This is a genomic window from Gammaproteobacteria bacterium (genome assembly GCA_030680605.1).
GTDB lineage: Bacteria > Pseudomonadota > Gammaproteobacteria > SURF-13 > SURF-13 > JAQBXX01.
Window position 1 is genome coordinate 25,671 of record JAUXUQ010000022.1, and the last position, 15,057, is coordinate 40,727.

Sequence of the window (15,057 nt, forward strand, 5' to 3'; positions counted from 1 at the left end):
GGCGGCGCTGTTCAGACTTATCTTACATCCTCAAAACGCGTACTGGATGCCGGCCTGAATCAGGCGCGGGCTGCCGGGCAGGATGCCGCGCGTGCGGTCCACGATGTAGGTTTTGTCGGCCAGGTTTTTCACCGTCAGGAACAGCGTGGTGCGCTCGGGCTTGAAGTGGTAGTTCAGCGTGGCGTTCCAGATGGTGTAATCGTTAATCAGCCCCTTCTGCCCGTCGGTGGTCGGCGCAACCGTGCTGGCGAAGTCGCTGAACTGCTCGCCCACGTATACCCCCTCGATCTGCATGTCCAATCCGCCCATGGCATAGCCGAGCGCCGCCGTCAGCAGGTGCTTGGGCGCGTACGGCAGACGGTTGCCGGCCGCGCTGCCGGAGACGAGTGCGCCGCTGACCACTTGCGTGAAGGGGGTGGTCTGCTCCGCCGTGGGCAGCCAGGTGTAGGCTCCGCGCAGATACATACCGGCGGGCAGGCCCGTTCTGCCGGAGAGTTCGAGCCCCTGATACAGAGTCTCGCCCTGGGCGAGCGGCGTGCTGCCGCCGGCGATGGAGCCGACCGCGATCTGACGCGAGAAGTCGTTGCGGAACAGCGTCGCCTGCAGGTTCGTCCCGGCCATCGGTTCGGCGCGCAGCCCGAGCTCCCAGTTGACGGACAGTTCGGGCCCGACGTCGGTGCTGGTACCGGTCCCGCCGATGATGTCCTCGGTGCGCGGCGGGGCGAAGCCGCGGTGCACGCCGGCGAACACGGTCAGCGCCTTGCCGGGGCTGTAAGTGCCGCCGAGGCTGGGAATCCATTGGCCGAGCGTGTCGCTGCCGGTGCCGCTGGTGAGATTATTGGTGCGCGAGCTGTCGATATATTCAAAGCGCAGTCCGGGCGTCAGCGTCCAGTCGCCGAGCAGGAAGCGGTTCTGCGCGAACACCGCGTAGGCATCGGTCTCGCGCAGGTTATTCTCCGCTATGGTTCCGCTACGGGCGGTGGGCGATGTGCCGTTCATCTGGATGCGTTCCTGCGTCTCATAGTGGGCGCGCACACCCAGGTCCGCCTCGCTGCTCACGCCGAACAGGTTGTGGCTGACGCGCAGGCGCGGTTCGATGCCCCAGGTGTAGTACTCGCGCAGCCGGCCCTGAATTGAGTTGCAGGTGTCGGGATCAACCGCCGTGCCGGCGAGCCGGGCAGCGTTAAAGCCGCACTGATTGTCCGTGGTGGTGCTGGCCTGCCGCCACCAGTCGCGTAGAAAAATGGAGCCATAGAGATTGGTGGTCAGCACCACATTGTCATTGAAGACCAGCTCATGGGTGGCCGATGCGCCGTAGCGGTCGGTGTACATGAAGTCATTCTTGAACGGGTTGTAGCGAGCGCCGAAGTTGTTGAACTCCGCTTGCGTAAGGCCCGAGTAGGTGACGTTGGAGTCTTCGCTGTAGTAGTTGGCGCGCAGCGTCAACGCCTGTTGCGCGCCCAGGCCCAGCACGGCCTTGAAATTGGCGTCATTGAGTTCGGAATGGATGTTGTCGCGCGCGCCGTCGCCCTGTTTGCGGATGTAATCGAACAACAGGCCGTTGCCGCCCCAGGTGCCGCCATAGTTAAGGTGGCCATTGAGATAATCGCGATTGCCGCCGCTCAAGGTGATGGAACCACCCGGCGTGGCGGGAGGCAGGGGGGTGATGTAGTTGATGACGCCGCCGATGGTCTGCGGCCCGTAGAGAATCTGGCCCGCGCCCTTCAGCACCTCGATGCGCTCGTAGCGGTCAATGGGCGGATGGTAGTAGCTGGCGTTGTCACCATAGGGAGCGTAGGAGAGCGGGACGCCATCCTCCAGCAGCGTGATTTTGGTCGAGCGCGTCGGATTGAGTCCGCGGATACCGATGTTGGGGCGCAGGCCGAAACCCTCCTCGTCGCGCACGTTGATGCCCGGCAGCTTGCGCAGCGCTTCGCTGGTGGTGAACACGCGGCTTGTTTCCAGCGTCTGCTTGTCCAGGATCTCGCCGGAACCGGGAATGCCCTCCAGCGCCTCCGGCGTGCCGATGACCTGCACCGTGGGCGCCTTGACGGAACCGTCCTCCTCCTCTTGTTGTGCGAACGCTGCCGCCCCGGGCCAGGCCAGGGCCATCAAAACCGCGATATTGATTTGTTTTCTTGAAAACACATTTTTTCTCCTCTTCATCCGGTTACACTTTTACGTTTAACAATGGCCGCCAGAGGCCACGCCCAAGCTTCGGGTATGGATATTAAACTTAATGAGAATGATTTGCAATAGCATTTATGCTTTATGTCTGACTTATGGAAAAGCGGGCGAAACGGAGGCACACAGGGCTTGCAATTTAAATATCAATGATTATCATTTGCATTAAGATAGGTTTGTTTTGCACACGAGGGAACCATCCGTGCGTTACAGCGTTGATGCCTGGCTGGAAAACGGCGCGCCTCGCCTGCGGCTGGTGGACGAACGGGGGGCGGTGCGCCTGGATTGGGTTTGCCGGAAGGATGCCGGGCGTGACTGCGCGGCGCGCACCGAGCTCCAGCGCCTGTTCAAGGACTTGTTTCTCCTTGCCGGCACGGCGCGGATGTGCGGGATCGGTACCGTTGGGCAGGCGCTGGCCGATGCCTGCCTGACGTGCGGCGAATGCGCGCCGGAGCCCACGCGCGGCGCGGGCGCACAATCCCGCTAAGGCATCTCTCTGATCAAGTCCGCTCGAAGGAATCGAGCTTAACGCTGAAGCCGGTAAGCGACGGGAATGGTAAGCATTGCCTGTTGCCAGGAGGGATTCTGTTCCAGTTCCAGCGGCGTGGAGGCGCGCAGCACTTTCAGGGCATCCTGATCGAGCGCCTCATGCCCGGAGCTTTGCTGGATTTCCGCATGCAGCAGGCGGCCGTCTGCGCCGATGATGGCCTTGATTAGCACCTGCCCTTCCCAGCCGTTGCGCCGGGCAAGGTAGGGGTAGCGTTTCAACGCCTCCATCCGGCGCCACAACAGATCAGCCAGCCAGCCGGTGTCAACAACGGCGGACGGGGGGGACGCCTCCGGTTCACTCGGCTGTGCCTGTGCTATGACGGGGACGGGGGCGGCGGACACCGCTGCCTGTTGCTGAACCGGGGCAACGGCCTCGGTCACGGCGGGTGCCTCAGGGACGGCCTGCCGGGCCACAACCGGATCGGGCGTAACAACACGGCTTGGGCGCGGAACGGGAGGCGGCGCAGGCGGTTGCGCCTGCGCCACGAGCGGCTCGGCTGGCTTTACCTGCGCTACGGGTGTCTGCGCGGGAGCGGCTGACAGGAACGCCACATCCCAGCGAAACGACTCCGGCAGCGAGGGTTTTTCAGCCCCCATGATGGCGAACAGGATCAGGCCGCCGAGCGCGCCATGCAGCACCAGTGACGTACTCCAGCCATCCAGGCGCCCGGGGCGATAGCCCTCGAACACGACCGCGCTCATGAGCGCTCCACTTCCAGGCTGACCTGCGTAAAGCCGGCGTCTTTAACGGTATCCACCAGCGTCACAAAACGCTCCAGCAGGGTGGCACGATCCGCGCGCACGATAATCGGCGTTTCCCTGGCATAGCTTCCCAGCGCGACGTCCAAGGCATCCATCGCCACCGCCTGCTGATTCACGTACACGCCGCCGTCGGACTGGAGCGTGATCACCACCGGCTTTTCCAGCGCTGCCGTAGCGTGTCTGGCCTTGGCCAGTTCCACGGGAATCTGGCCCGTGGAAATAAAGGTGGCGGTGGTAAGCACGATGACCAGCAGCACCAGCATCACGTCCACCAGCGGGATGACGTTGATCTGATCCAGGTCATGATCCATGCAGCACCCCGGCCTGGTAGCGGGTGACCAGCTCCTTCACGCGCCGCCGCAGCATGTTATTCATCGCCACGCAGGGAATGGCGACCAGCAGGCCCACGGCCGTGGCCTTGAGCGCCAGGCTCAAACCCACCATGATGGAGCGCACGTCCATGTTGCCCTCCGTGCCCATGGTGTGAAAAGTGAGCATGATGCCGAACACCGTGCCGAGCAGGCCGATGTAGGGGGCGTTGGCCGCCACGGTGCCGATCACGGTCAGCCGCCGGGTCAACTCGGTTTCGAGCGCCTGGGCGCTGGGAAACGCCGCCACATCAATGCGCCGGTACAGGGACAGCCGCTCCACGGTAATGGCGACCGCCCACATGCTGAGCAGCACCAGCGTACCGATGACGCCGTAGTCAATCAAACTGGCAAGCAGGGTCATCATTCAGCACTCATGAAATTCTGTGGTTCTAAATGATAATTGTAATCATTATCAATCTTGGGGTCAATACGGCTGTCAAGGCGCCCCCTATGAGGCAGGTGGCTCATTTTAAGGGCCGGAGCAACCAGTCCGGTGGTCAGTGGCGAGGGGCCGCTAGAGCGGCTTAACAACGGCGAGGATGACGATAGCAAGCAGCAGCAGCACCGGGGCTTCGTTGACCCAGCGATAAAACATGTGGCTTTTGCGCTTGCGCTCAAATTGAAGGTCGCGCATCAGCTTGTAGCAGTAAATGTGATAAGCAATGAGCAGCAGCACCAAAAATAATTTGGCGTGCAGCCAACCTTGGTTGGAATAAAGCGCCCAGGCATAATCCCACAGCATCCATAGTCCGAACAGGGTGGTCAGGATGGCCCACGGCGTGATGAAGAAAAACAGCTTGTGCTCCATGACCTTGAAGCGCTCGTTGCCGGCGGCGTCCTCGCACTGCGCGTGATAGACAAACAGGCGCGGGAGATAGAACAGGCCTGCAAACCAGCTCACCATGAAGATGACGTGAAAGGCCTTGACCCAGAGCATGATAGACGCGCTTGCGCGAACACCCCGATCAGGTGCGTGCGCCCCCAGGAAGCAGCCCCAGCAATGTGGTGCGCAACTGCGTGATGTCGGCCTCGCCTACGCGCTGGTAAACAATGCGTCCGTCGGCCGCCACCAGAAACGTGGTCGGGGTGAGAATGACGTTGCCGAAGGCGCGCCCCACGCTGCCGTCGGCGTCATGGCCGATAATATAGGGTAGCTGGCGCAAGCGCACCAGGGTGCGGATATCCTCGGGGACGTCGTAGTACATGGCCACACCCACCATCTGCAGACCCCGTGGCGCCAGCTCGTGGTACAACTCCACCAGATGCGGCATCTCTTTTACGCAACTCGGGCAAGTGGTAGCCCAGAAGGTCACCAGCATAGGCTGGCCGCGCATGGCCGCAAACCGCAGAGTCTGCCCATCGAGCGAGGTCAGCGCCACATCTGGCACCTGTGCCAGACCGACCGGACGCGACCAGATCCAGGCACCGGTGAGCAACAGCGCCACCACTACCAGCAGGGTCACTCCGTCGCGCAGCTTCAGGGGGCGAATCATATGTCGAGGTTAGAGGCTGCGAGCGCGTTCTTCTCGATAAAATCGCGGCGGGGTTCTACCTGGTCGCCCATCAGCAGGGTGAATACCTCATCGGCGGCTACGGCGTCTTCGATCTGTACCCGTAGCAGGCGGCGGGTCGTTGGATCCATGGTGGTATCCCACAGCTGCTCGGGATTCATCTCACCCAAACCCTTGTAGCGCTGGATATGCAGCCCACGGCGCGACTCCTCCAGCAACCAGTCTATGGCTTGCTTGAAGCTGCGCACGTCGCAACGTTGCTCGCCACGCTGTACATAGGCCCCGTCTGCCAACAGGCCATTGAGGCGTTGACCGAGCGCGGCCAGCTGACGGTAGTCCTCGCTGCCGAAGAAGTCGGCGCCCAGCTCGTAGTCGTTGCGCAGGTTGTGCTGGGTGGCGCTGATGCGGCCTCGGCAGGCGCCGGTTTCGACATCGGTATGCAGACTGACCTGGTAGCGCATAGCCGTCTCGTCGCTGTTCAGGCGCCGCTCCAGCTCAGCGAACCAGGCCTGGGTGCGGTCTTCGTCACGCAGAACCGGTACACCGTCCAGCAGTGGCATGTAGATAATTTTTTCCAGTAGCGGCGCGCTGTAGCGGCGTGTCAGGCGACGGATGATGGCCATCACCATCAGATACCCCTGCGCCAGCTCGGTCAGGGGCACATCGCGGATGACGGCCGCGTTGGCCCCGGTGTGCAGCGCGGCATCCTGCAGCGCCGTCTGCGCAAGGTCAGCGCTCAATTCGGCGTCGTCCTTAACGTAGCGCTCCTGCTTGCCGCGCTTGACCTTGTATAGCGGGGGCTGGGCGATATAGATATGGCCGCGCTCGACCAGCTCCGGCATCTGCCGGAAAAAGAATGTCAGCAGCAGGGTCCGGATATGCGAGCCGTCTACATCAGCGTCGGTCATGATGATGATGCGGTGGTAACGCAGCTTGTCCGGCACATACTCTTCGCGCCCAATGCCACAGCCGAGCGCAGTGATCAGGGTACCAATCTCGGCCGATGACAGCATCTTGTCAAAGCGTGCCTTTTCGACGTTGAGTATCTTGCCCTTGAGCGGTAGCACGGCCTGATTTTTACGGTCACGCCCCTGTTTGGCAGAGCCGCCTGCCGAGTCGCCCTCTACCAGAAACAGCTCCGACTGGGCCGGGTCGCGTTCCTGGCAATCCGCCAGCTTGCCGGGCAGCCCGGCGAGGTCGAGGGCGCTCGAGCGACGGGTCATTTCCCGCGCCTTGCGCGCCGCCTCGCGGGCGCGGGCGGCGTCGATGATCTTGGCGGTGATAGCGCGGGCCTCGGCCGGGTTTTCCAGCAGAAAGGCCGCCAGCGCCTCGTTGGCGGCGGACTCCACCACGGCCTTGACCTCAGATGAGACCAGCTTTTCCTTGGTCTGGGAGGAAAACTTCGGATCCGGCACCTTGACCGACAACACGGCGGTCAAGCCCTCGCGGGTGTCATCGCCAGTGGTGGTAATCTTGGCCTGTTTGGCGCTGCCTTCGCGCTCGATGTACTGGTTGAGGGTGCGGGTAAGCGCGCCGCGCAGGCCGGCGAGGTGGGTACCTCCGTCGCGCTGCGGTATGTTGTTGGTGAAGCAGAAGATGTTTTCCTGATAGGAGTCGTTCCACTGCAGCGCGGCCTCCACGCCGATGCCGTCGCGCTGGACGTCGACATAGAACACCTTGCCGTGCAGCGGTGTCTTGTTACGGTTCAGGTGTTCGACAAAGGCCTGGATACCGCCCTGGTACTCAAACACGTCGGACTTGCCGCTGCGCTCGTCTTCCAGCCGAATACACACCCCGGAGTTCAGGAACGACAGCTCCCGCAGCCGCTGGGCCAGCACGTCGTAATGGAACTCAGTCTGGGTAAAAATCGTGGGGCTGGGTTTAAAGTATACCTCGGTGCCGGTCTGGCTCGTCTCACCGATGACCAGCAGCGGGGCTTGGGGTACACCCAGGTGATATTCCTGAAAATGCAGCCTGCCGTCGCGGCGGATGGTGAGGCGCAGCAGCTCCGAAAGCGCATTTACTACGGAAATCCCGACGCCGTGCAGGCCACCGGAAACCTTGTAGGAGTTATCATCAAATTTGCCGCCCGCATGCAGGACGGTCATCACAACCTCGGCGGCTGAGCGCCCTTCCTCGGGGTGGAGATCAACCGGAATACCGCGGCCATTGTCTGTGACCGTGATGCTGTTGTCGCTGTGGATAACTACGCCTATGGTGTCACAGTGGCCGGCCAAGGCCTCATCGATGGCGTTATCGACCACTTCGAAGACCATGTGGTGCAACCCTGTGCCGTCGTCGGTGTCGCCAATGTACATCCCGGGGCGTTTGCGCACCGCATCCAGCCCCTTCAGGACCTTGATGTTGGCAGAATCGTATGTCGGGTTGGCGCTCATGCGGATGCCGTATTATAGCAGGGTTTGGATCCCGCTGTGTTTCACGTGGAACAGCGGTTACAGGCGCATGGGCATGATGACATACTTGCTGTGTTCATCGCCTACGGCCTGAATAAGACAACTGCTGTTCGCGTCGCTGAGGGTCATTTGCACGCGCTCTCCCGGTGTGGCGCCTATGGCATCCAGCAGGTAGGTGATATTGAATCCTATCCGCAGCTCCGGCCCCTCGTACTCAACAGCGACCTCCTCATCTGCCTCTTCCTGTTCCGGGTTGTGCGTATGCATCCTGATCACACCCGCCTCCAGCTGCAACGCCACGCTCCTCAGTTTCTCATTTGAGATAACGGCGGTGCGTACCAGCCCCTGCCGCAAGAGTTCCCGGTCTGCAGTCACGACTTTATCGCCTCCGCGCGGTAGCACCCGCTGGTAATCCGGGAACCGTCCGTCGATTTGCTTGGTTGTTAGTGTGATGCCGTCAGCAGAAAACTGGATGTGGTTCGTGCTCACCGTTACTCCCACCGGCTGCTCCGACCCCTCCAGTATACGGGCGAGCTCAAGCACAGCCTTACGCGGCACGATCACCTGCTGTGGCTCGCTCGCGCTCCCTCCCGGCAACGCCATGCTACACATGGCCAAGCGGTGCCCATCTGTCGCAACCGCGTGGAGTTGCGTGTCGGTGATCTCCAACAACAAGCCATTCAGGTAATAACGCACGTCCTGCTGCGCCATGGCAAACTGGGTACGATCCAGCAGCCGTTTCAGTTCTGCTTGGGTCATCCGCAGGCTGGTCTTCGCGGTTTGTGTGCCTACCTGTGGAAAATCTGCCGCTGGCAGGGTAACCAGGCTAAACCGGCTCTTGCCGGCGCGCAGGGTTGCCTTGCCTTTTTCCTCTGTGAGCTCGATGATTGACTGCTCTGGCAGTGTTCGCACGATATCCAGCAGCTTCCGCGCGGGCAGCGTTATAGCCCCATCCTGCCCACCGTCGTGTCCTGTGGAGACCTTGGCCTCTATCTCAAGATCGGTTCCCGTGAGGGTAATCTTCCCCTGCTCCAAGGACAACAAGACATTTGCCAGGATGGGGAGCGTATGCTTGCGTTCGATGACACCGGTAACCAGCTGTAACGGCTTTAGTAAGGCTTCTCGCTGTATGCTAAGTTTCATTAAAGTCTTCCTTAATTTACTCTTGAGGTTGTTATAGGGCGCCCCGCACACGGGATAACAAAAAAAATTACATTAAATCATAGTATTACGTTATAATCCCACAAGCCATCCCTGTGGATAACTCATGCTGGGACAGGGGTAGAAAATGCCTGCCGTGTCTCCAGGAAATGTACCCACAGGATATCCTCAGGTTGTAAGCGTCCGTACCAATATAGAGTGGTCTTCGCTGAAGCGGGCGTCAGACTCACGCAAAGAGGCGACCTTGCGCGAGGCATGCAGCACTGTTGTGTGGTCGCGGCCACCAAAGGCACGGCCGATTTCCGGCAGGCTGTGGTTGGTAAGCTCTTTAGACAGTGCCATGGCCATCTGCCGGGGCCGCGCCATGGTGCGCGTGCGTTGCGGAGAAAGCAGGTCGGCAACGCGGATTTTGTAATATTCAGCGACCGTCTTCTGGATGTTTTCAATGGTGACCTGTTTGTCCTGGATGGCAAGCAGGTCACGCAAGGCATCTTTGGCAAAGTCCAGCGTAATGGGCTGGCCGGTGAAGTTCGAGTTGGCAACTACGCGTCGCAGCGCACCCTCTAGCTCGCGAATGTTGGAACGGAAGCGTTTGGCGATAAAAAAAGCGACCTCGTGTGGCAAGCTGACCTCGGATAGCGCGGCCTTGCTCATCAGGATGGCAACACGTGTCTCAAGCTCCGCAGGCTCGATTATGACAGACAGGCCCCAGCCCACACGCGAGACCAGCCGCTCCTCGAGCCCGCGTACCTCTTTGGGGTAGCGGTCACAGGTCAGAACAACCTGGCGCTGACCCTCAAGCAGTGCGTTAAAGGTGTGAAAAAACTCTTCCTGTGAACGCTCCTTGCCGGCAAAGAACTGAATGTCATCGATAAGCAGCGCATCCACAGAACGGTAAAAGCGTTTAAAGTCGGCCATGGTGTTGTGTTGCAATGCCTTGACCATGTCCGCGACGAACCGCTCTGAGTGAAGATAAACCACACGCGCCTCAGGCCGGGCCAGCTTGATGTGATTGCCGATGCCGTGGAGCAGGTGGGTCTTGCCCAGCCCCACACCACCGTAAATGAACAGGGGGTTATAGGCGCTGCCGGGGCGCTCTCCGACCTGGCAGGCAGCGGCATGCGCGAGCTGGTTTGATTTGCCGGCGATAAAGTTGCTGAAGGTGTAGTCGGCGTTAAGGGTGTTTTGATACGCCGTGTCCCCGGGGTGGGCCCGGCGGGTGCTGGCGGCCGATGCAGGCGCAGTGGCTGGTGGAGGGCTGTGCCGCTCGCCTACCTCGAGCGTTACCTGGGGAGAGAGGCCGCTTTTGAGGTCGCTAATAATTTCGATGATGCGTGTAAGGTAGCGATCGTAGACCCAATCCAGCACAAAGCGGTTGGGCGCAAGCAGCCGTATGCTGCTGCCATCCTCGATAGCATGCAGCGGGCGTATCCAGTTATTGAATTCTTGCGCGGACAGCCCCGCCTCGAGGTGCCCGAGGCACTTCTCCCAGAGTCCCACGGTTTACAGTCCTGCTTGTATGAATGTCTTCGACGTTATCGCTGGAGTGTATACCTGCCAAGGGGTGTTCGCCATAGTTGGTGTTGGGCGTCGGCCAGAAACAAACACTGATTGACGGGCAGAGACAGACTTGGCATACTTCGCGTTTAATTTTAGCGGCATAACGCGAGCCCTCATGAAACGTACTTATCAGCCAAGCAAACTGAAGCGCGCCCGTGTTCACGGCTTTCGTGCCCGCATGAGCACCAAGGGCGGTCGCAAAATTCTGAACGCGCGCCGCGCCAAGGGCCGTGCGCGGCTGAGCGCCTGACGCGCGGCATTGACCCCGGGCGTATTCCGCTACACCAGAAATCTCAGGCTTGTTTCAGCGGCAGACTTCCGGCGGGTTTTTGATCACCCGCAAAAAAAGGCGGGAGACAGGTATTTCACGCTGCTGGCCCAGCAAAACAACACCGGCAACGCGCGTCTCGGCCTCGCTGTTTCAAGCAAAACCATACGCACTGCTGCGGCGCGCAACCGCATAAAGAGGATCGTGCGAGAGACATTCCGCCTCCGCAGGCAGCACCTGGATGCGCTGGATTTTGTGGTCATTCCGCGCCAGGGCGCTGTCCTGAAGAATAAACGCGAGCTGCACGCTATCCTTGACAAGGCCTGGTCCAGTTTTATCCAATGCAACAAATCCTGATCTTTCTGCTCCGCATCTATCGCTATCTGTTCAGCCCCTGGCTGGGCAGTCACTGTCGCTTTGAGCCGAGCTGCTCATGTTACGCACAGACCGCCATTCAGCGGCATGGTGCGCTGCGTGGAGGTTGGCTTACCGTGCGTCGGCTCGCACGCTGCCACCCGTGGCGGCCGGGGGGTTATGACCCGGTGCCGACGCGCAAGGAGCAGTTGACATGAACAGTGACAACATGCGGCTGATTTTGTTTTTGTCGTTGGGCTTTATCCTGTTTCTGATCTGGCAGGCATGGGTGCAGGATCACGCCCCAGTGCCGGAAACGGCCGCCACCCTGGCGCAACCCGCCCCCAACAATGCCGATATCCCGGCGTTGCAAACCCCTGCCCCAACGCTCGCGGAGGCGCAGGCCGAGACCACGCCCGCCCCCAATGCGAGGAGTGCTGTGACCGCCCTGCCTACGGCCCAGCGGGTGCGCGTGGTGACGGATGTGCTGGATCTGGAAATCGACACCCTGGGCGGCGATCTGCGCCAGCTGGATCTGCTCGCCTATGCCGCCAAGGCGGGTAAGCCTGAGCGCTTTCGCTTGTTGTCCGAAACACCGGCCCGGTTGTTCGTCGTGCAAAGCGGGCTTCTCGCAGGGGTCAACGGCCCGGATCATCATGCCCAATTCACGGCGGAGCAAACCGAGTATCGCCTGGAAGAGGGTCAGGACAGCTTGCCGGTGCGCCTGCGCTGGACCAGCCCGGAAGGCGTAGTGGTAGAAAAGACTTACACCTTCGGCCGCAGCAGTTACGAGATCAAGGTGGCGCATGTGGTGAACAACACCACCGCGCAAGAACTCAAGGCCCATGCCTACGGGCAGATGCAGCGGGTCGAAGACACGACCAATCAGTCGAGCTTTATTTATACCTATATGGGCGGCGTGATTACCAGCCCGGAAAATAAATACGAAAAAATCGACTTCGGCCAGATGAGCAGCCAGAACCTGAACCGCGATATTAAGGGTGGTTGGGCCGCCATGCTGCAACATTATTTTGTCGGCGCCTGGGTGCCGCCGGCGGGCGAAAACAGCCACTACTACAGCAAGGCGCTACGCGAGGGCTTGGACAGCCCGCGCTATATTCTGGGCCTGGTGGGCCCGGAGCGCCTGATCAAGCCGGGTGAAACCGCCACCCTCGGCCTCACGCTTTATATCGGCCCCAAGATTCAAAGCCAGCTGGAGGTGGTCGCGCCGGGGCTCGAGCTCACCGTAGACTACGGCATTCTCACCATGCTGGCACAGCCGCTGTTCTGGTTGCTGGAGCACATACACAGCGTGGTGAAGAACTGGGGCTGGTCGATCGTGTTGCTCACCCTGGTAATCAAGCTGGTGTTTTATCCTCTGTCAGCGGCGAGCTACCGCTCGATGGCCAATATGCGCCGTTTGCAGCCGCGCATCGTAAGCATCCGCGAGCGCTTTGGTGATGACCGCCAGCGCATGAGCCAGGCCATGATGGAGTTGTACAAGACCGAAAAGATCAATCCGCTCGGCGGTTGTCTGCCGGTACTGGTACAGATCCCTGTGTTTATCGCACTCTACTGGGTGCTGCTGGAGAGCGTCGAGCTGCGGCAGGCGACATTTATACTATGGCTCAACGATCTGTCCAGCAAGGATCCGTACTACGTGTTGCCGCTGCTGATGGGCGCCACCATGTTTATACAGATGAAGCTCAGCCCGCCACCACCGGACCCCCTGCAGGCCAAGGTGATGATGGCGCTGCCGGTCATCTTTACCTTTTTCTTCGCCTTCTTTCCGTCCGGGCTGGTGCTGTACTGGGTGGCGAATAATGCCCTCTCGATTCTGCAGCAGTGGCACGTCACGCGCAAAGTAGAGGCCGCGGCGAGAGGCTAGTCGTTGGTGGCGAGCAAAAAGCCATGTCTTTACTAGCCCCGGATTCCTTACCCCCAGCGTCTGGTTTTGCCGATACCATTGTTGCCATTGCCACACCGCCGGGCCGCGGCGGCGTCGGTGTGGTGCGCGTCTCCGGCCCGGCCGTGCCTGCCATTGCCCAGCAGTTTCTGGGCAAACTCCCCTCACCCCGATACGCCGAGTACACGAGCTTCCGCGATCACGAAGGCATGCCGCTGGATCGTGGACTGGCGCTCTACTTTCCTGCGCCGCACTCCTTCACGGGCGAGCACGTGCTGGAGCTGCATGGCCACGGCGGCCCGGTGGTTATGGACTTGCTGTTGCAGCGCGTGATCAATCTGGGCGCGCGCCTGGCGCGGGCGGGCGAATTTTCCGAGCGCGCATTTCTCAATGGCAAGCTGGACCTTGCCCAGGCTGAGGCCATTGCCGACCTGATTGAAAGCAGCACCGAGCAGGCTGCGCGGGCGGCGCAACGTTCGCTGGCAGGAGACTTCTCGGCACGCATTCGCAAGCTTATAGAACAGATAACGGAGTTGCGCGCCCATGTCGAAGCTGCCATCGACTTCGCCGATGACGACGTGGATTTTCTGTCGGCGCCGCACGTGGGCGAGCGCGCGCAGACATTGTTACGTGACCTCGATGCCGTTTTGGCTGGCGCACGTCAGGGCAGTTTGCTGCGCGAGGGTTTGCGGGTAGTGATCACGGGCCGGCCGAATGTGGGCAAATCGAGCTTGTTGAATTGTCTGGCCGGGCGCGAGGCCGCGATAGTTACCGGCATTCCCGGCACCACGCGCGACGTGCTGCGCGAGGCGATCCAGCTCAATGGGTTGCCGTTGCACCTGATGGATACGGCAGGCATGCGGGAAAGCGGCGACATCATAGAACAGGAAGGCATGCGGCGGGCGCAGGCCGAGCTGGCGCAGGCGGATCATGTGCTGCTGGTGGTGGATGATGTGGCAGGTCTCGCCGCAGAAGATCGAGCCACAATCGCGGCCATGTCCGCAGACGTTGCACTCACCGTTGTTTCCAACAAGTGTGATCTCAGCCGCCGCCCGCCGCAGCGCGAGGATGAGACAGCCCACGCCGTTGTCAGGTTGTCGGCGACAACCGGCGCCGGCATGGATTTGCTGCGCGAGCGGTTGCAGGAAAGTGCGGGCTATCTGGGCGCGAGCGCCGGTATCTTCAGTGCGCGCCGCCGCCATCTGGAGGCGCTGATACGTGCACGCGCGGCGCTGGAGAGCGGTTGCCAGCAATTACGCGCGCGGCGGGCGGGTGAGCTGTTGGCGGAAGAATTGCGTCAGGCGCAAAATGCGCTGGCGGAAATTACCGGGGCATTTACAACCGAGGATTTGCTGGGCCGGATTTTTTCCAGCTTTTGTATCGGCAAGTAAGCTCAATCATCGGCGGCCGGTTTCGCACGCAGCCGCTTCTTGTTGCCCTGTCTTGTTTTTGTCACCAGGATTTTTTCCCGCACTCTGCGCGGTACGCGGGTCTTGACGCGCTTGGGTGGCTGGTAATTCAGTCGCGCCACCTTGGCGCGCAGCTTTTGAATGCACAGGCGCTTGTTCAGGTGCTGGCTGCGCTCCTGCTGCGAGCTGACCCGCAGGCCGCTCGGCCGGTGAATAAGACGTACCGCGCTGTCGGTGGTGTTGACGTGCTGGCCACCTTTGCCACGGGCGCGGAAGGTTTGCAGAGCGCACTGCGCGAGCAGTCCGGCATCCGAGGCCGGCAGGGTGATTTTTGTCATGTGGGCGCGGCGGCGCTGAAAACGCAACCGGCGGGAGCAAGACAAATGACTTCGGCAGGCCCGCCAAGTCCGGCCTGCCGAAGCTGTGCTGGACTACATAAAGACGGCAAAAAAGGCAAAAGTGAAAATAAGCAGCAGTGTCGGCACCAAATCATCATCGCCCATGATACAAGCTCCCCTGATAAAGGTTTGTATGAGATGCTGGTTGGAACGCGCTTCCTGCGAGGCTACTCCCTGGCGATTGCTCACCGTTAATGCCCCTATACTTTA

At 60.8% G+C, this 15,057-nt stretch carries 17 protein-coding genes; 6 read left to right on the forward strand and 11 right to left on the reverse strand.

Going from position 1 to position 15,057, the window contains the following annotated elements:
- Nucleotides 1–30 precede the first annotated feature (30 nt).
- The gene (locus Q8L89_08780; protein MDP1709139.1) at nucleotides 31–2,166 is read right to left on the reverse strand and encodes a TonB-dependent receptor; all 2,136 of its coding nucleotides are present in this window, start codon (nucleotides 2,164–2,166) and stop codon (nucleotides 31–33) included.
- Nucleotides 2,167–2,365: 199 nt separating this feature from the next.
- On the opposite strand from Q8L89_08780, the gene Q8L89_08785 reads away from it, so the two are divergent.
- Complete coding sequence (locus Q8L89_08785) at nucleotides 2,366–2,671, forward strand: hypothetical protein (protein ID MDP1709140.1); 306 nt, start codon at nucleotides 2,366–2,368, stop codon at nucleotides 2,669–2,671.
- Between the two features lie 38 nt (nucleotides 2,672–2,709).
- Here the strand turns inward: Q8L89_08785 and Q8L89_08790 are convergent, their stop codons facing one another.
- The 8 genes from Q8L89_08790 to dnaA form a co-directional block, all read right to left on the reverse strand.
- Nucleotides 2,710–3,435: an energy transducer TonB gene (locus Q8L89_08790; protein MDP1709141.1), complete on the reverse strand. Its 726-nt coding sequence runs from the start codon at nucleotides 3,433–3,435 to the stop codon at nucleotides 2,710–2,712.
- On the reverse strand, nucleotides 3,432–3,806 hold the full coding sequence (locus Q8L89_08795; protein MDP1709142.1) for a biopolymer transporter ExbD: 375 nt from the start codon (nucleotides 3,804–3,806) through the stop codon (nucleotides 3,432–3,434). Before Q8L89_08795 ends, Q8L89_08790 begins: the two co-directional genes overlap by 4 nt.
- Complete coding sequence (exbB, locus tag Q8L89_08800; protein MDP1709143.1) at nucleotides 3,796–4,227, reverse strand: TonB-system energizer ExbB; 432 nt, start codon at nucleotides 4,225–4,227, stop codon at nucleotides 3,796–3,798. The genes Q8L89_08795 and exbB overlap by 11 nt, the downstream gene beginning before the upstream one ends.
- Before the next feature lie 153 nt (nucleotides 4,228–4,380).
- A complete protein-coding gene (gene hemJ / locus Q8L89_08805) occupies nucleotides 4,381–4,803 on the reverse strand; it encodes a protoporphyrinogen oxidase HemJ (GenBank protein ID MDP1709144.1) in 423 nt (140 codons plus the stop codon).
- A 28-nt stretch (nucleotides 4,804–4,831) separates the two neighbouring features.
- A complete protein-coding gene (locus Q8L89_08810; protein MDP1709145.1) occupies nucleotides 4,832–5,359 on the reverse strand; it encodes a TlpA disulfide reductase family protein in 528 nt (175 codons plus the stop codon).
- Nucleotides 5,356–7,773 (reverse strand): DNA topoisomerase (ATP-hydrolyzing) subunit B, encoded by a 2,418-nt coding sequence (gyrB, locus tag Q8L89_08815; protein MDP1709146.1) that lies wholly within the window; start codon nucleotides 7,771–7,773, stop codon nucleotides 5,356–5,358. The genes Q8L89_08810 and gyrB overlap by 4 nt, the downstream gene beginning before the upstream one ends.
- Nucleotides 7,774–7,830: 57 nt before the next feature.
- Nucleotides 7,831–8,934, reverse strand: a complete 1,104-nt coding sequence (dnaN, locus tag Q8L89_08820) for a DNA polymerase III subunit beta (protein ID MDP1709147.1) — start codon at nucleotides 8,932–8,934, stop codon at nucleotides 7,831–7,833.
- A 186-nt stretch (nucleotides 8,935–9,120) separates the two neighbouring features.
- A complete protein-coding gene (gene dnaA, locus Q8L89_08825; protein MDP1709148.1) occupies nucleotides 9,121–10,452 on the reverse strand; it encodes a chromosomal replication initiator protein DnaA in 1,332 nt (443 codons plus the stop codon).
- Nucleotides 10,453–10,627: 175 nt separating this feature from the next.
- Here dnaA and rpmH point away from each other — a divergent pair, with 175 nt between their 5' ends.
- Genes rpmH through mnmE form a run of 5 tightly spaced genes read left to right on the forward strand, consistent with a single transcriptional unit; the run spans nucleotide 10,628 to nucleotide 14,431 of the window.
- On the forward strand, nucleotides 10,628–10,762 hold the full coding sequence (rpmH, locus tag Q8L89_08830; protein MDP1709149.1) for a 50S ribosomal protein L34: 135 nt from the start codon (nucleotides 10,628–10,630) through the stop codon (nucleotides 10,760–10,762).
- A 9-nt stretch (nucleotides 10,763–10,771) separates the two neighbouring features.
- Complete coding sequence (gene rnpA, locus Q8L89_08835) at nucleotides 10,772–11,137, forward strand: ribonuclease P protein component (protein MDP1709150.1); 366 nt, start codon at nucleotides 10,772–10,774, stop codon at nucleotides 11,135–11,137.
- On the forward strand, nucleotides 11,122–11,352 hold the full coding sequence (yidD, locus tag Q8L89_08840) for a membrane protein insertion efficiency factor YidD (protein MDP1709151.1): 231 nt from the start codon (nucleotides 11,122–11,124) through the stop codon (nucleotides 11,350–11,352). The genes rnpA and yidD overlap by 16 nt, the downstream gene beginning before the upstream one ends.
- Nucleotides 11,349–13,022, forward strand: a complete 1,674-nt coding sequence (gene yidC, locus Q8L89_08845) for a membrane protein insertase YidC (protein ID MDP1709152.1) — start codon at nucleotides 11,349–11,351, stop codon at nucleotides 13,020–13,022. Before yidD ends, yidC begins: the two co-directional genes overlap by 4 nt.
- A 23-nt stretch (nucleotides 13,023–13,045) precedes the next feature.
- A complete protein-coding gene (gene mnmE, locus Q8L89_08850) occupies nucleotides 13,046–14,431 on the forward strand; it encodes a tRNA uridine-5-carboxymethylaminomethyl(34) synthesis GTPase MnmE (protein MDP1709153.1) in 1,386 nt (461 codons plus the stop codon).
- 2 nt (nucleotides 14,432–14,433) lie between these two features.
- On the opposite strand, the gene Q8L89_08855 is transcribed toward mnmE, so the two are convergent.
- Nucleotides 14,434–14,787, reverse strand: coding sequence for a peptide chain release factor-like protein (locus Q8L89_08855; GenBank protein MDP1709154.1), 354 nt, complete (start codon nucleotides 14,785–14,787; stop codon nucleotides 14,434–14,436).
- Between the two features lie 93 nt (nucleotides 14,788–14,880).
- Entirely contained in the window at nucleotides 14,881–15,036 is a 156-nt protein-coding gene (locus Q8L89_08860) for a hypothetical protein (GenBank protein MDP1709155.1), read from the reverse strand.
- Nucleotides 15,037–15,057 lie beyond the last annotated feature (21 nt).